Raw genomic sequence first — 16,009 nt, forward strand, 5'->3', positions numbered from 1 at the left:
GTCCGTCCTAAGTGTTTGTGTCGAAGTCTTCAGTGGCCCATGCCCATGCCGCCGTCGACCGGGATCACGGCGCCGGCGATGTAGCTGGCGTCCTCGGACGCCAGGAAGCTGACCGCCCCGGCGACCTCAGCGGCGGTGCCGACCCGCTTGGCCGGGATGAAGTCCAGCGCACCCTCCTGGATCCGTTCGTCCAGGGCACGGGTCATCTCGGTGTCGATGTAGCCCGGCGCCACCACATTCGCGGTCACGTTGGCCTTGGACAGCTCCCGGGAGATCGAGCGGGCCATGCCGATCAGGCCGGCCTTGGCGGCCGCGTAGTTGGACTGGTTGCCGATGCCCCAACTGCCGGAGACCGACCCGATAAAGATGATCCGGCCGAAACGCTTGCGCTGCATGCTGCGCGAGGCGCGCTGGGCCACCCGGAAGGCCCCGGTGAGGTTGGCGTTGATGACCTCCTCGAACCGCTCCTCGGTCATTCGGATGAGAAACGCATCCTTGGATATGCCGGCATTGGACACCAGCACCTCGACCGGGCCTTGGTGCTCCTCGACCTCCTTGAAGGCGCGGTCGACGGCCGCGTTGTCGGTGACGTCGCACACGACACCGAACAACCCCTCGGGCGCCCCGGATCCGCGGTGCGTGACTGCCACCTTGTGGCCGTCGGCGGTCAGCCGCTGCGCGATCGCCAGACCGATCCCCCGGTTTCCGCCCGTCACCAGTACTGATCGAGCCACGAACGGTGGCCTCCCCGTGTCAGTCACCCCGACAACCTATCGCATCGTCGAGCGGCCACTTGTGACACGCCTTTTGGGCGGACGCGTGCATTAACTGGCCACTCGGCGGCAAGTTACGTAGGTAATCTGCGATTGATCAGCAGCGCCGCCAAGGCGGCCAGCGCCAGGATCAACGAGCCAAGCCGCAGCCAGCCGACGCTGGCGTCGCCGCGGATCGTCTCGTAGCCGATCTGCTGTTGCAAAGTTGCGTAGACCTCTTTGAGCTGCTGCAGATTCGAGGCACTGTAGTTGTTGCCGCCGGAGAGCTCGGCAACCTTTTTCATCGTCGTGTCGTCGACGGGAACCGGCTGGCGCTGGCCGTTGATGTCGACGAACCCGTAAGGGGTGCCGAAAGAAATCGTGGAGATCGGCACGCCCTGGTCCTTGGCGGTGCGCGCCGCGGTGAACGCGCCCTTGGGGTTGTCCGGATTGGTCGGCACCGTTTCCTTACCGTCGGAGAACAACACGATGCGACCCGGCGGCGGGGTGTCGCCGCCGCCGATCACCGCGCCGACGGTGGCGATGGCCTGCAGCGCGGTGAAGATGCCTTCGCCGGTGGCCGTGCGGTCAGCGAACTGCAACTTGTCCAGCGCGACTTTGGTCGCCTCCCGGTTAGTGGTCGGCTGCACCAGGACCGTCGCCGTCCCGGCGTAGGCGATCAATCCCAGGTTGATCCCCGGAGTCAGCTCGCCGGCGAACTCCTTGGCGGCCACCTGCGCGGCCACCATGCGGTTGGGGTCGACGTCGGTGGCGCGCATGGACTGCGACACGTCGATCACCAGCATCACCACCGCGCGGTTGCGCGGAATCCGCACATCGTGGGTGGGGCCGGCCATCGCGATGGTCAACAGCACCAAGGCCGCCGACAGCAGGATCGCCGCCAGATGCCGCCAGCGGGTGGGCTGCTTGGGCGCCACGCTTTCCAGCAGCTCCATGTTGGCGAAGCGCAGCATCCGGCGCTGCCGGGACACCTGGGCGATGATGTAGAGCGCGACGATCCCGAGAACCACCAGCAGGAACAGAAACCACCACGCGTGGGCGAACCCGGTCAGGGTCATCGGCCCGAGCAACGGCAGTGTCATTGGCGCCCCGCCAATGCACCGCGGCGCCGCGATTCGACGAAGCGGACGATGTCGGCGATCCAGTCGCGGTCGGTGCGCAACGACAGCAGCGGCGCTCCGCAGCTGCGGAGCGTGCGGGCCACCTCGGCGCGATGAGCCGCCGCGGCCTTGGCGAAGTCGTCACGCAGCTGCGCGTCGATGGTGAACTCCCGGGTGACCCCGGATTCGGCGTCCTGTAGGACGACGTCGCCGACGTCGGGCAGCTCGACGTCGCGAGGGTCGAGCACTTCGATGCCGAGCACCTCATGGCGGGCCGCGATCGCGCGCAACGGGCGCATCCAGTTGATCGGGCCGAGGAAGTCACTGATGATCACGGCCATTCCGCGGCGACGCTCCGGCCGGCGCAGCGCATCGATGGCCGCTGCCAGATCACCGCGCACTCCGACCGGCGCCTTGGGCGTGGTGGCGATGGTGCGCAGCAGCGTCTGCTCATGCTGGCGCCCGGAGCGGGCCGGCACCCGGATTGTCTGCGCGCCGTTGGCAACAAGCGCGCCGAGCCGGTTGCCGCCGCCACTGTTGAGGAACGTGATGGCGGCCGCGGCCGCGACCGCCAGATCGCGTTTCTCGCAGACTGCGGTACCGAAGTCCAGGCTGGCCGACATGTCGACCACCAACCAGGTCTCCAGTTCGCGGTCGGCAATCATCTGCCGGACATGGGGGTGAGTGGTACGCGCGGTGACCGCCCAGTCCATCCGGCGGACGTCGTCACCGGGCTGATACTCGCGCGACTCCCCCGGCTCAGACCCGGGACCGGGAATCAAGCCGAGGTGATCACCGTGCAAGACGCCGTCGAGCTTGCGTTTGACGGTCAGCTCAAGGGTCCGCAGCGCTGCCGACAGCTTCGGGTCGTCGATGTTGCCGCGTTGCATCGACGGCGGATGGACTACCGCCCGCGCCTCGGGATCAGTCACCGACCACTAGCCGCGGTCGCAGCACCCTGCATCACCGGAGGCACCGAATGTCCTTGCTGTGGAACGGCATTCACTTGCGGCATGGCTACCGTCTGCAGAACGCGGTTGATGACGATCTCCGGGGAGATTTCGTCGGCGAGGGCGTCGTAGGTGAGCACCAGTCGGTGCCGTAACACGTCGGGAATGACCTCGACGACGTCCTGCGGGATCACGTAGTCACGGCCCCGCACCAACGCCAGCGAACGCGACGCGGCGATGATGCCCAGTGAAGCACGCGGGGATGCGCCGAACGAGATCCAGCTCTTGACGTCGTTCATTCCGAGTTGTTCAGGGTGGCGGGTGGCGGTGACAACGCGCACCACATAGTCGACCAGTGCGTGGTGCACGAAGTTGTTGGATGCGATTTCTTGCAGCCGCAGCAGGTCGCCGGTGTCGAGGATCTGCTTGGGCTGGGGAGGCGTCACGCCCATCCGGTAGATGATCTCGCGCTCCTCCTCCGGAGAGGGATAGCCGACGTTGATCTTGAAAAGGAAGCGGTCCCGCTGAGCCTCGGGCAGCGGGTAGACACCTTCATGCTCGATCGGGTTCTGGGTGGCCATCACCAAAAACGGGTTGGGCAGCGGGAAGGTCTTGCCACCGATGGAGACGTGGCGCTCCTGCATGACCTCCAACAGCGCGGACTGCACCTTGGCCGGCGCCCGGTTGATCTCGTCGGCGAGTAGGAAGTTGACCACCACCGGGCCGAGTTCGGTGTCGAACTCTTCCTTGCCCTGCCGGTAGATCCGGGTACCGATGATGTCGGTGGGCACCAGGTCCGGCGTGAACTGGATGCGGGCGAACGTCCCGCCGACCACCCGGGCGAAGGTTTCCACCGCCAGGGTCTTGGCCACGCCGGGCACACCTTCGAGCAGCACATGGCCTTTGGACAGCAAGCCGACCAGCATCCGCTCCACCAACTGGTCCTGGCCCACGATGATCCGCTTGACCTCGAAAATGGCCCGTTCCAGGGTGTGTACCTCGGCAGCCAGCCCGTTGCCACCGCCCGGCGGCGCCGCGTGCGCGGGCGTCGTCGGTGGCCCGCCCGGACCCGAGTACCCGCTGGCGCCACCTGCTGATGTCATCGGTACAACCCTTCCACAGCTCTCTATCCAGACACGACTGCTCGCACGACGAACGTCGCGGGGCAGCGGCGTGCCCGCGTTCAACTATTCCAGGCCGCCCGGGTTCCGTCGACGCCGCATGCCTTCGGGGCGCGAGCGTGCATGGATGTACGGCAACCATCGGCGTGTCGCGTACAAACGCGCACGCTCGCCACCAAAAAATCCTCAGTACTCGATGATCCGGGTCACGAACGGCGTCATCCCGGCGGTCCGCACCGGACTGACCGTGACTTTGCCGGCGATACTGGATGCTTCCAGCATCTGGCCCTGCCCCAAATACATCGTGACGTGTTGACCGCCGCCAGGACCGTAGAAGATCAGGTCACCGCGTTTGGCCTGCGCCGGTGGAATGTGTCGACCAGCGGTGTACTGATCACCGGAGAATCGCGGGATCAACACGCCAACCCCGGCGAAGGCATACCGCATCAAGCCCGAGCAGTCGAAGCCGACGGTGTCTGCGCCGGAGTCCACGCCCTTGCTGGGGCCGTTGGGGGTGCCGCCACCCCACGAATACGGCACCCCCATCTGCGACGACCCACGTTTGATCACATACTCGACGGCCTGACGGCCGTACACCCGGGGAATCCGGGTCGGCGCAGTGCTCGCGTTGCTGCTCCCACCCAGGTTGATTCCGAGCCCGCCGAGGAATTGCCGGCCCAGATCGAGCGTGCTCTGGGTCGCCTGGGCGGTGGCGTTCAACGAGGCGTTGGCGATGGCGAGCGGGTCCCCCGGCGCACCGGCGCTGATGGTCGCCGGCAATGTCGGATCCCATCCCCCTTCCTCAGCAGCGGCGGGACCGGCCAGAGCAACCAACAGTCCGATCACAGCTGACACCGTCAAGGTCACCTTGATCGCACGAGATGCCTTGTGCAGCACAAATATTCTCACTATCAGTACTCGATGTAGCGCACCACGTAGGGCGTCATCCCGCTGGTGCGCACCGGGGACACCTTCACCGTCTGCCCGACGTCGGGAGCCTCGAGCATCTGACCCTGACCGAGGTAGATCGTCACGTGCTGGCTGCCCCCGGGGCCGTAGAAGATCACGTCGCCGCGGCGCATCTGCGCGGACGGGATTTTGCGGCCCAAGTTGTACTGCGAGCCCGAGTAGTGCGGCAGCTTGATGCCCACCCCGGCGAACGAATACAGCACCAGACCCGAGCAGTCGAATCCGTTCGTGCCCGAGCCGGAGCCGATGCCGTTGCTCGGGCCGGCGGCATTGCCACCGCCCCACGAATAGGGCACCCCGATCTGCGACATTCCGCGCCGGATCACATATTCGGACGCCTGCCGCCCGTAGACCCGCGGGATTCGGCCGTTGGTGATGCCCGGGTCAGGGGTGTCCGGCTTGATGAGGCCCACCGACTGCAGAAACTTGTGCCCCATATTTGCGGTGAGCTGCGATGAGGTCGCCGAAACGCCCAAGATGGTGTTGATCACGGCGATCGGATCGCCGGGGACGTTGGCGCTGGGCACCATCGGAAGGGTGGGATCCCACACCCCGTCCCACTGACCCTGGTTCCGGGCCGGCGCTGCCGCCGCGCCCGGCGCGCCGGAGTCCCAGCGGTCACCGGGTGGCGACGCCGCCCGCGGGCCGGAACCTGGTCCGCCCCCCGGTGCCGACCAATTGCGGGCGGCGTCGAGTCTGATCCGGGCCGCGTCGCGTTCGGCGCCCAGACGGTTTACTTCCTGCTGCTGCTCGGCGAACTTGCGGTGGGCGTTGGTGAGTGCCGCCACCGCCGCGTCCTGGCTGGACTGGGCGTCGGCAGCGGCCTTGTCAGCCTTCTGCTTGGCCAATCGTGCCGCGGACTCCTTATTCACCTGCTCGGTGCGGGCCCGTTGCAGGTTGTCCATCACGCGCTGCGAACTGGCAGCCAGCGCCCGACCCGCCGTAGCGGTGGCGATGATGTCATCGGGGCCAGCCGCGGTGAGGTAGCTGTCCGACGGTCCATTGATGTAGGTGGCTGCGGCGAAACTGTCGAACCGGTGCTGGGCCGCGCTGATTGCGGCGGTGGCATCCTTAACGCCCTGCTGGCTGACCTCGACGTCGTGCTGGGCCGTTGCGGCGTTGTCGCGCGCGGTCTCCACGTCGACCAGAGCCTTGTTGACGCTTTCCTGTTCGGTCCGGATGGCCGCGCTGAGATCCTGCAACTGTTGGTCGGCCTTGGCGACGTCAGCGATCAGCGCCGCCAAAGTGTCCGGGGCCGCACCGGGATCCGCCGTCGCGAGCCCCGGTGCGCCCAGTAGCACGACCACGCTGAGCCCCGCGGGGGCAAGCGGGCGCGCCAGCTTGGCGGCTAATCGAAGGCTCGGGGCCAATCGAGAAAGCGAGCCGCGGCGGATGCGCCTCATTAGTCTCCCTATGGCTCAACGCTGGACGGACGGCGTCGGCCCCAGTTGTCACTGGAAGCACGAAAAGAACACAAACATCAACTGCACCGTAAGTCACAGGTGGCTCATTGGAAACTTTAGTCACAAACTACAACTCTGTAATTGAAATGATTGTGACCTAATGGTGACCTGGCTAATTTGCCAAGCCGATCGGCTTTTGGCGGGCGGCTATGCGACACATGTCGCATATTGCGAGTTAGACGCTTCGCTCCGGCGGGCTGTCCAGCGTTTCGGCGTCTTGTTCGGGCGTTGCTGAACGCCTACCGCGCAGCTGCAGAATCCGGGTCCCGACGACGGCGGCCAGTACGCCGATCAACAGCACTATTGTCAGTGCCGCCCAGGGGAACTGCGGCGTATTCAACTGGTGCAGGAAATTCTGTGCGGAGACAACCGGGTTGCCGGTCTTGGCGTTGTCTTCGCCGATTTCCAGCGTCGACCGCGGGAAGTGCGTGCTGTAGGAGCCGACGAACGACGGGCTGAGTACCAGCACGGTGGCGTCCGGATGGTCAGAACCGACCACGGTCGCGACGTCGCGCAGCGGCGGGTCGTTCTGCGGGTTGTGGTCCAGCACGACGATCTTCAGGTCGATGCCGTCGCCACGGGCCTGGTTGACCACCTCGAGTAGCGCCGGCTTGACCGCCGCCGGAGCGCTGACGGATTCGGCGTCGATCTGCCCCCGGACCAGTGCCATGCATTGATCAGGCGGGGTCGCCGGATCGGCGCCGACGGTGCCACAGATCTCGCCCGGGATGTATGCGGGCGCGTGCGGGGTGGTCACGGATCAAGACCGTACCCCGCGGCGCCGATGACCGGTGACAGCAGCCGTCGACGGGACAACACTGTCGGATACGGGCAGGCGCCCGGAATGCAGGACAAGCGTACTGTTAGGGTAGTCCCACCCCGTTGACACGGCCCGTCAGCGGGCAGAACTAGCGGCGATCGCAACTGCGGCGTAGCCGAGCGCAGCGGGTCGCCGCCGACGAACTAGATCACGGGAGTTGATGTGAGCAGCAAGGATTCGGTGAATTCGTTCGACGCCTGCAACACCTTGAAGGTCGGCGACACGAGTTATCAGATCTATCGCCTCGACGCGGTGCCGGGCACCGAGAAACTCCCCTACAGTCTCAAGGTCCTGGCCGAAAACCTGCTGCGCAACGAGGACGGCAGCAACATCACCAAGGACCACATCCAGGCCATCGCGAACTGGGACCCCGAGGCCGAGCCCAGCATCGAAATCCAGTACACGCCGGCCCGAGTGGTGATGCAGGACTTCACCGGCGTGCCCTGCATCGTCGACTTGGCCACCATGCGCGAAGCCGTCGGCGAACTGGGCGGCAACCCCGAAAAGGTCAACCCGTTGGCACCGGCCGACCTGGTGATCGATCACTCGGTGATCGCGGATCTTTTCGGCCGCGCCGATGCGTTCGAGCGCAATGTCGAGATCGAGTACGAGCGCAACGGGGAGCGCTACCAGTTCCTGCGTTGGGGGCAGGGCGCCTTCCAAGACTTCAAGGTGGTGCCGCCCGGAACGGGCATCGTGCACCAGGTCAACATCGAGTACCTGGCCAGCGTGGTGATGGAGCGCGACGGGGTTGCCTACCCGGACACCTGTGTGGGAACCGACTCACACACCACGATGGTCAACGGCCTGGGCGTGCTGGGCTGGGGCGTTGGCGGCATCGAGGCCGAGGCCGCGATGCTCGGTCAGCCGGTGTCCATGCTGATCCCGCGGGTGGTCGGCTTCAAGCTGACCGGTGAAATCCAGCCCGGTGTGACCGCCACCGACGTCGTGCTCACCGTCACCGAGATGCTGCGCGAACACGGTGTGGTCGGCAAATTTGTTGAGTTCTACGGTGAGGGCGTGGCCGAGGTGCCGTTGGCCAACCGGGCCACGTTGGGCAACATGAGCCCTGAATTCGGTTCTACCGCAGCGATTTTCCCGATTGACCAGGAGACCATCGACTACCTGCGGTTCACCGGGCGCGATGACGAGCAGTTGGCGCTTGTCGAGACATACGCCAAAGAGCAGGGCATGTGGCACGACCCGGCCCGCGAGCCGGCATTCTCCGAATACATCGAGCTCAACCTGTCCGATGTGGTGCCGTCAATCGCCGGGCCGAAGCGCCCGCAGGACCGCATCGCGCTTTCCGACGCGAAAGCCACCTTCCGCGAGCAGATTCCGAACTACGTCGGCGACGATCCCGACAAGCAGGAATACACGAAACTCGACGAGGCCGTCGACGAAACTTTCCCGGCCAGCGATGCGGTGCGCAACACGTCGTTCGCCGAGAACGGCGAAACCCCCGCGGCCAAGTCGGCCGCTGTCCACTCCGAAGGCCGTGTCAGCAACCCGGTTTCGGTGCAGTCCAAGGAACTGGGCGACTTCGTGCTCGACCACGGCGCGGTGGTGATCGCCGCGGTCACGTCGTGCACCAACACCTCAAACCCGGAGGTGATGCTGGGCGCGGCGCTGTTGGCACGCAACGCCGTGGAGAAGGGGTTGGCCTCAAAGCCGTGGGTGAAGACCACGATGGCCCCGGGCTCGCAGGTTGTTCACGACTATTACGAAAAAGCCGGCCTGTGGCCGTATCTGGAAAAACTGGGCTTCTACCTGGTCGGCTACGGCTGCACGACGTGCATCGGCAACTCCGGCCCGCTGCCCGAGGAAATCTCGAAGGCGATCAACGACAACGACCTTTCGGTCTCGGCGGTGCTGTCAGGCAACCGCAACTTCGAGGGCCGCATCAACCCGGACGTGAAGATGAACTACCTGGCGTCTCCCCCGCTGGTGGTCGCCTACGCACTGGCCGGCAGCATGGACTTCGATTTCGAATCGCAAGCGCTCGGTACAGATAAAGAGGGCAACGACGTTTTCTTGCGCGACATCTGGCCGTCGCAGAAGGATGTCTCCGACACCATCGCGTCGGCGATCAACCAGGAGATGTTCACTAAGAACTACGCCGACGTGTTCAAGGGCGATGAGCGCTGGCGTAACCTGCCCACGCCCAGCGGCAATACCTTTGCGTGGGACGCGGATTCGACCTACGTGCGAAAGCCGCCGTATTTCGAGGGGATGTCGGCCGACCCGGAGCCGGTCAGCGACATCAGCGGCGCCCGAGTGCTGGCGCTGCTGGGCGATTCGGTGACCACCGACCACATCTCGCCGGCGGGCAGCATCAAGCCGGGAACTCCGGCGGCGCAGTACCTCGACGAGCATGGCGTCGAGCGCAAGGATTACAACTCCTTCGGGTCGCGGCGCGGTAACCACGAGGTGATGATCCGCGGCACCTTCGCCAACATCCGGTTGCGCAACTTGCTGCTCGACGACGTTGCCGGTGGCTACACCCGCGACTTCACCCAGGATGGCGGCCCGCAGGCGTTCATCTACGACGCGGCGCAAAACTATGCGGCACAAGGTGTTCCGTTGGTGGCGCTGGGCGGCAAGGAGTACGGGTCCGGGTCGTCGCGGGACTGGGCGGCCAAGGGCACGCTGTTGCTGGGTGTGCGGGCGGTGATCGTCGAGTCGTTCGAGCGCATCCACCGCTCCAACCTGATCGGCATGGGCGTGATCCCGCTGCAGTTCCCCGAGGGCAAGGACGCCAAGTCGCTGGGGCTCGACGGCACCGAGGTGTTCGACATCACCGGTATCGAGGAGCTCAACAACGGCAAGACACCGAAGACGGTGCACGTCAAGGCCAGCAAGGAAGGTGGCAAGCCGGTCGAATTCGATGCGGTGGTGCGGATCGACACCCCCGGTGAGGCCGACTACTACCGCAACGGCGGCATCTTGCAGTACGTGCTGCGCAACATGCTGAAGTCAAAGTAGTGGCGATCGCACGCGCGGCGCGGCCGGGCGCAGCGGGTCGCCACGCGACGACTTAGGCGTCGCCTGTGCCCAAGGTCAGCCAGGACCATCTGGCGGCCCGGCGCCGTCAAATCCTCGACGGCGCTCGCCACTGCTTCGCCGAGTACGGCTACGAGAACGCGACGGTGCGTCGGCTCGAGCGCGCCATCGGGTTGTCGCGGGGTGCGATCTTTCACCATTTCCGCGACAAGGACACACTGTTCTTCGAACTGGCGCGCGAGGATGCCGAGCGGATGGCGGCCGTGGCATCCCGCGAGGGGCTGATCCAGGTAATGCGTGACTTGCTCGCCGCGCCCGACCAGTTCGATTGGCTTGCCACACGGTTGGAGATTGCCCGCAAGCTGCGCAACGACCCGGCGTTCAGCCGGGGGTGGACCGAGCGTTCCGCTGAACTTGCCGCGGCGACGACCGATCGGCTACGCCGGCAGAAGCAGGCCGGACGGCTACGCGACGACGTGGCCAGCGACGTGCTGCAGTGCTACCTGGACCTGGTGCTGGACGGGTTGGTAGCCCGGCTCGCATCGGGTGAAGATGTGCAGCGCCTTGCCGCCGTGCTGGATTTGGTCGAAAGCTCAGTGCGGCAGAGCTAGTTCGCTGTCCTTGCGTGTGCGCGAGAGTGCGCAAACCCGGGATCAGCGCGGCGTGTCGCACCGGGGGCACGCACGCTCGCGCGTGACTAGGGGGTGCGGGTGCGGTGGTTGGGCCCGCCGCGGCTGCGCATCGGCGTGCCCGACTCGCGCAGCATGCTGTGAATTGATCCGTACGATCGGCCGGTAGATGCCACCAGCGTGCGAATGCTGGCCCCACCCTCATACGCGCTGCGCAACTCGACCAGCAATTGGTCGCGTGTTTTCTTCGACTTCCTCATCGGCACCTCCCCGCTTCACTGAACCCCACGCGCATCAGCGTAGGAAGCGGTCGTCATCGCCGGACCGATTTCGCGAAATCGCCGTCAGGCCAACTCGATGAGATCCCGATACTCGTTAGACCAATGGTCTTCGGTGCCGTCGGGCAACAGCACGACGCGTTGCGGATCCAGCGCCTCGGCTGCCCCCGGATCGTGCGTGACCAGTACGACCGCGCCGGTGTAACTGCGTAGCGCGTCGAGGACCTGCTCGCGAGAAGCCGGATCGAGATTGTTGGTGGGCTCGTCGAGCAACAACACATTCGCGGTGGATGCCACCAGCCCGGCCAGCGCCAGCCGGGTCTTCTCTCCGCCGGAGAGCGTGCCGGCCAACTGGTCGAGCTGCGGCCCGCTGAACATGAACGCGCCCAGCAGACCGCGCAAATCCTGCTCACCGGAATCGGGCGCCGCGTGCCGGATGTTCTGCCATACCGTCGCGGCGTCGTCGAGGGTGTCGTGTTCCTGCGCGAAATAGCCGATTTTCAAACCATGTCCAGGCGCCAGTGCCCCGGCGTCGGCTTGCTCGACACCGGCCAGCAGCCGCAACAGCGTCGTCTTGCCGGCACCGTTGAGTCCCAGCACCACCACCCGTGACCCGCGGTCGATGGCCAGATCGACACCGGTGAACACTTCCAGCGAGCCGTACATCTTGGTCAGCCCGTTGGCAACCAGCGGCGTGCGCCCGCACGATGCCGGACTCGGGAATTTGATCCGGGCCACCTTGTCGGCTACCCGCTCTTCGTCCAGCGCAGCCATCATCCGATCGGCGCGCCGCAACATGTTCTGCGCCGCAACCGCTTTGGTGGCCTTGGCGCCCAGCTTGGCGGCCTGGGTGCGCAACGCGGTGGCTTTGCGTTCGGCGTTCACCCGTTCCCGGCGGCGGCGCTGCTCGTCGGTGGCCCGGGCATCGAGATACTTTTGCCAGCCCATGTTGTAGACGTCGACCTCGCCGCGTACGGCGTCGAGGAACCACACCCGATTGACGACATCGGCCAATAGGTCGACGTTGTGGCTGATCACCACCAGCCCGCCACTATGCGTGCGCAGGAAATCCCGCAGCCAGCCCAGCGAATCGGCGTCGAGGTGGTTGGTCGGCTCGTCGAGTAAGAGGGTGGTGTCCGAGCCTGCGCCCGTATCGGATGCTGCGAACAGGATGCGCGACAACTCCACCCGGCGGCGCTGTCCGCCCGACAGGGTGCGCAGCGGTTGGGTCAACACGCGTTCGGGCAAGCCGAGACTGGCGCAAATCCGGCCGGCTTCGCTTTCGGCGCCGTAGCCGCCCAGCGCGGCGAATCGCTCCTCGAGTTGGCCGTAGCGGCGCACGGCGCGGTCGCGCGCGTCGTCGTCGGCGACTTCGGCCATCAGCGCCTGCTGCTTTTCCAGATCGGTCAGCAGCGTGTCGAGGCCGCGCGCGGAGAGCACCCGGTCGCGGGCCAGCACGTCGAGGTCGCCTTCTTTGGGATCCTGCGGCAGATAACCGATCTCGCCGGTCCGGGCCACCGTTCCGGCATACGGCTCGCCCTCGCCGGCCAGGATGCGCAGCGTAGTGGTTTTGCCGGCTCCGTTGCGTCCGACCAACCCGATGCGGTCACCGGGCTGCACCCGCAGTGCCGGTCCGTCAGCGGAGAGCAGTGTGCGCGCACCAGCGCGGACCTCAAGGTCCGTTGCCGTGATCACGGTCACTCTCCTATTCGAATTGCGTTACTTGTCGTCGGTGAACACTGCCGGCCGCTTCTCTGCGCGCGCGGCGACCGCCTCTTCGAAGTTGGCCGTGAGCAGACGAACAAAAAGCTGTCCCAGGCCTTCGGCCTGCATGTGCCCCTCCAGGTTAGCGGCGTCCAGTCCACTCCACAGTGTGCGCTTGGTCAACTCGATTCCCGGCCGGGAGAATGCGGCGATCCGCTCAGCCATCGCATAGCAGGTGCCCAGCAGCTGTTCACCGGGAACCTGACGCGACACCAAGCCGATCCGCTCGGCTTCCTCAGCGTCGACGTCACGGCCGGTGAGCATGAGCTCGAAGGCGCGCGACGATCCGATGGCCCGGGGCAGCAGATAGCTCAGGCCGAGCTCGCTGGCAGTCAGCCCGTTGTTGATGCCGGCGGCGCGGAAATAAGCATCGGCCGACGCGACCCGGATATCGGCGGCCAGCGCCAAACACAGCCCCCCGCCGATCGCCGCGCCGTTGACCGCAGCGATCACCGGTTGATGCAGGCGCCGCAGCCTTAGGATGACGTCGTCGAGCAGTTCCATCGAGCGCAGCGCGTAGGTCGGCCGGGTCAGCCCGTCGACATGCGGCACCGCGCCCGCCGATTTGTGGTCGGCGCCAGAGGAAAATCCTCGGCCGGCGCCGGTCAGCACGACCACCCGTACCGAGTTGTCGTAGGTGATCTCCTCCAAGGCCGCTTTGAGCGGGACCATGACATCGAACGCCATGGAGTTCATCCGCTCCGGCCGGTTGAGAGTGATCTGTGCTACCGCCGGTCGCGGATGCTCGACGAGTACGTAGTTCACGAAACTGCACGCTATCGCGTGCAGTGCTTGCGAGCGTCGCTACGCCTGGTCGGGCTCGGACTCTTGGGCTGCGATCGCGGCGTCGATGTCGAAGTCTTTGACCTTTTGCACCAGCTCTTCTAACGCCGGCGGAGGCAGCGCGCCAGCCTGGTTGAACACCAGCTTGCCCTTCTTGAAGGCCATCAGCGTCGGGATGGAGCGGATATCGGCGGCCGCGGCCAGCTGCTGTTCGGCTTCGGTGTCGACTTTGGCGTGCACGACGTCGGGATGTTTCTCCGACGATGCGGCAAAGGTCGGCGCAAACGCACGGCACGGTCCGCACCAGGAAGCCCAGAAGTCGACGAGCACGATGTCGTTGCCGTTGATGGTGTCATTGAACTGTTCGGCGGTGAGGTCTTGGGTAGTCACCCCCTACGCAACGTCACGAGCTGCGCCGATGTTCCCGCCGTGATCGGCGAGCAGACGTAAAAGGCCCAGACACGCCGGGGCGGGCGAAAAGGGGCTTTTGCGTCTCGCCAGCGTTAGGTGAGGTGGTCGTAGTCGCCGCGGACCCAGGCTGCGTGGCGCGCCGCCGATCGCTGGACGGCGGCCTGTCCGTCAGTGTCGATCGCATTGGTGAACAAGCCATAGATGCGGTCGAACCGCAGACCCGACAGCGTGTCGGCCATCCGCTGCACCACCGCTGCCGACAACGGCAGCCGATTCGGGTAGCTGCGCAGGAACCCGACCGTGCGCCGATCCGGGTTGGGAAAGATGGTGTCCCCGACCAGCAGCACGCCGCGTCCGTCGGCACCGTCGCTCCAGCAAGCCACCGCACTGCCGGGGAAATGCCCGCCGACCCGGACCACCGTGAGTGACGGGGTCAGCGTCAGACTGTCCGACCAGTGTTCGATCACCGGGTCGGGGCGCATCACCCATTCGGCGTCGGCAGCATTGACGTACACCGGGACACCGCCGAGCCGACGACTCCACTCCACCTGCGCGCCGAACATATGCGGATGACTGCTCGCGATCCCAATGACCGGCCCACGCTCGGTTATCGCGGCGACGGCGGCGTCGTCGACAAAGCCGGAGGGATCCCACAACACATTGCCGGCGTTGGTGCACACCAGCTTTCCCAGTTGCCCGATACCCAGCGGCGGCGAACTTCCGATTCCGAGGAGTCCGTTTTCGATGTCGATGACCTGCGACCGCGTTCCCTCTTCTGCGAGTTGCTCGAGCGTCGCCCACTGTTGACCGTCGCTCGGCACCCATTGCCGTTCGTCGGCGCAGATCGTGCACACCGCCGATGCGGTCGCGTGCTCGACGCCACAGGTCTTGCACACCCAGAACATCTCACCGCCCCAAATTCCGCGCCAATACTCCATCGCCCATGGTGAAATCTCTACCGGAGGGGGTACCCGCTCACGCAGGCGACGCCCACGATCGGAGAACATCGATGTTCGCCACCTCGCTTAAGCTTCCGCTGGCTCGGCTTGCGATCATCGCGGTCGCCGGAGCCACCGCATTGTCGGTCGCCGGGTGCAGCACAGCGAGCAATGAGAACACCGGAAAGCCGAGCGCGTCCGCAAGCCCGACGAGCTCCGCGCCTGCGCCGCCAAAGCCGCCGCCGGCACCCCCGGTGCCCAAAGACGAGGTCGAAGGGCTGGTCGATTCGGTTTCGGGCAACACGATCCATCTCACCCAGCGGAATAGGTCGGCGGCCACGGTGGACTTCACACCGCAGACAATGGTCACCGAGCTCACCCCGGCTCAGCTGTCCGACGTCAAATCCGGCAGCTGCATCGACGTGGAGCCTGCTGCGGGGAACTCACCTGCCGGTGGTGCGGTCACCGCGCAGTCCGTGACGATCGATCCGCCCGTGGACGGCAAGTGCCCGCCTGCGGCCGAGCCGGGGAAGGCTCCAGGCGTTGACGGCATGGTCTCCTCCGTCACGGGTAACACCGTCGCCGTCAAAAGCGCCGATCCCACCGGCAAGACCACGGATACCAATGTGACCGTCACCAACACGACCACTTACACCAAGCACGCGGTTACCAACAGTCAAGCGATCCAACAGGGCAAGTGCTTGGCAGCTCAGGGAACGAAGAGCGACGACGTGCTGCATGCGACGACAATCGACCTTGAACCGTGCCCGCCGCTGGGCCGCCCGCACCATCACTTCTACATCCCCCACATCCCCATCCCGCCAATCCCACCCATCCCCCACGTTCCCGATCTTCCCCACCTCCCCCACATCCCGTAGCGCCGATGCGTCATCTCTGTCGGCCATGAAGTGTCTTCTCGCCATATCGAAGTGGCCGATATCGTCACCGTAGTCACCCTCGACGCCGAGACATGACCACTTCGCAGCGCCCAGAATTACTTGGCACAC

General features: G+C 65.7%; 15 protein-coding genes. 3 read left to right on the forward strand and 12 right to left on the reverse strand.

All coding sequences use genetic code 11. The annotated features are described in order from the left end of the window. Positions 1–29: 29 nt before the first annotated feature. The 7 genes from fabG1 to AC5Y5W_RS22045 form a co-directional block, all read right to left on the reverse strand. Positions 30–761, reverse strand: a complete 732-nt coding sequence (gene fabG1 / locus AC5Y5W_RS22015; RefSeq protein ID WP_500022613.1) for a 3-oxoacyl-ACP reductase FabG1 — start codon at positions 759–761, stop codon at positions 30–32. An 86-nt stretch (positions 762–847) separates the two neighbouring features. Beyond that, positions 848–1,855 (reverse strand): VWA domain-containing protein, encoded by a 1,008-nt coding sequence (locus tag AC5Y5W_RS22020; RefSeq protein ID WP_500022614.1) that lies wholly within the window; start codon positions 1,853–1,855, stop codon positions 848–850. Continuing rightward, positions 1,852–2,763 (reverse strand): DUF58 domain-containing protein, encoded by a 912-nt coding sequence (locus AC5Y5W_RS22025; protein WP_499890556.1) that lies wholly within the window; start codon positions 2,761–2,763, stop codon positions 1,852–1,854. The genes AC5Y5W_RS22020 and AC5Y5W_RS22025 overlap by 4 nt, the downstream gene beginning before the upstream one ends. A gap of 38 nt (positions 2,764–2,801) precedes the next feature. After that, positions 2,802–3,926 (reverse strand): chaperone MoxR1, encoded by a 1,125-nt coding sequence (moxR1, locus tag AC5Y5W_RS22030; protein ID WP_499890456.1) that lies wholly within the window; start codon positions 3,924–3,926, stop codon positions 2,802–2,804. Between the two features lie 204 nt (positions 3,927–4,130). Further along, positions 4,131–4,811, reverse strand: coding sequence for an NlpC/P60 family peptidoglycan endopeptidase RipB (gene ripB, locus AC5Y5W_RS22035; RefSeq protein WP_500022623.1), 681 nt, complete (start codon positions 4,809–4,811; stop codon positions 4,131–4,133). Between the two features lie 44 nt (positions 4,812–4,855). Continuing rightward, the gene (ripA, locus tag AC5Y5W_RS22040) at positions 4,856–6,316 is read right to left on the reverse strand and encodes an NlpC/P60 family peptidoglycan endopeptidase RipA (protein ID WP_500022615.1); all 1,461 of its coding nucleotides are present in this window, start codon (positions 6,314–6,316) and stop codon (positions 4,856–4,858) included. Between the two features lie 235 nt (positions 6,317–6,551). Then, a complete protein-coding gene (locus tag AC5Y5W_RS22045; protein WP_500022624.1) occupies positions 6,552–7,094 on the reverse strand; it encodes an Rv1476 family membrane protein in 543 nt (180 codons plus the stop codon). Positions 7,095–7,358: 264 nt separating this feature from the next. Here AC5Y5W_RS22045 and acnA point away from each other — a divergent pair, with 264 nt between their 5' ends. Together acnA and AC5Y5W_RS22055 are read left to right on the forward strand one after the other, a co-directional pair. Further along, positions 7,359–10,181 carry an aconitate hydratase AcnA gene (gene acnA / locus AC5Y5W_RS22050; RefSeq protein WP_500022616.1) on the forward strand — a complete coding sequence of 941 codons (2,823 nt, stop codon included), beginning with the start codon at positions 7,359–7,361 and terminating at the stop codon, positions 10,179–10,181. Positions 10,182–10,246: 65 nt separating this feature from the next. Next, positions 10,247–10,810: a TetR/AcrR family transcriptional regulator gene (locus AC5Y5W_RS22055; RefSeq protein ID WP_500022617.1), complete on the forward strand. Its 564-nt coding sequence runs from the start codon at positions 10,247–10,249 to the stop codon at positions 10,808–10,810. 86 nt (positions 10,811–10,896) lie between these two features. Here AC5Y5W_RS22055 and AC5Y5W_RS22060 read toward each other — a convergent pair whose 3' ends face one another. The 5 genes from AC5Y5W_RS22060 to AC5Y5W_RS22080 all read right to left on the reverse strand — a co-directional run bounded on the left by AC5Y5W_RS22060 (position 10,897) and on the right by AC5Y5W_RS22080 (position 14,969). Further along, on the reverse strand, positions 10,897–11,088 hold the full coding sequence (locus tag AC5Y5W_RS22060) for a helix-turn-helix domain-containing protein (RefSeq protein ID WP_500022618.1): 192 nt from the start codon (positions 11,086–11,088) through the stop codon (positions 10,897–10,899). A gap of 84 nt (positions 11,089–11,172) precedes the next feature. Then, positions 11,173–12,801, reverse strand: a complete 1,629-nt coding sequence (locus tag AC5Y5W_RS22065) for an ABC-F family ATP-binding cassette domain-containing protein (RefSeq protein ID WP_500022619.1) — start codon at positions 12,799–12,801, stop codon at positions 11,173–11,175. Positions 12,802–12,825: 24 nt separating this feature from the next. Next, positions 12,826–13,659: an enoyl-CoA hydratase gene (locus tag AC5Y5W_RS22070; protein ID WP_500022625.1), complete on the reverse strand. Its 834-nt coding sequence runs from the start codon at positions 13,657–13,659 to the stop codon at positions 12,826–12,828. 15 nt (positions 13,660–13,674) lie between these two features. Continuing rightward, positions 13,675–14,043: a thioredoxin gene (trxA, locus tag AC5Y5W_RS22075; protein ID WP_499890431.1), complete on the reverse strand. Its 369-nt coding sequence runs from the start codon at positions 14,041–14,043 to the stop codon at positions 13,675–13,677. 113 nt (positions 14,044–14,156) lie between these two features. Then, complete coding sequence (locus AC5Y5W_RS22080) at positions 14,157–14,969, reverse strand: MBL fold metallo-hydrolase (RefSeq protein WP_500013871.1); 813 nt, start codon at positions 14,967–14,969, stop codon at positions 14,157–14,159. A gap of 104 nt (positions 14,970–15,073) precedes the next feature. Between AC5Y5W_RS22080 and AC5Y5W_RS22085 the strand changes: the two genes are divergently transcribed. Next, positions 15,074–15,880 carry a DUF5666 domain-containing protein gene (locus AC5Y5W_RS22085; protein WP_500022620.1) on the forward strand — a complete coding sequence of 269 codons (807 nt, stop codon included), beginning with the start codon at positions 15,074–15,076 and terminating at the stop codon, positions 15,878–15,880. The last annotated feature ends 129 nt before the right edge of the window (positions 15,881–16,009 follow it).

This window comes from Mycobacterium sp. NGS51 (assembly GCF_059812525.1).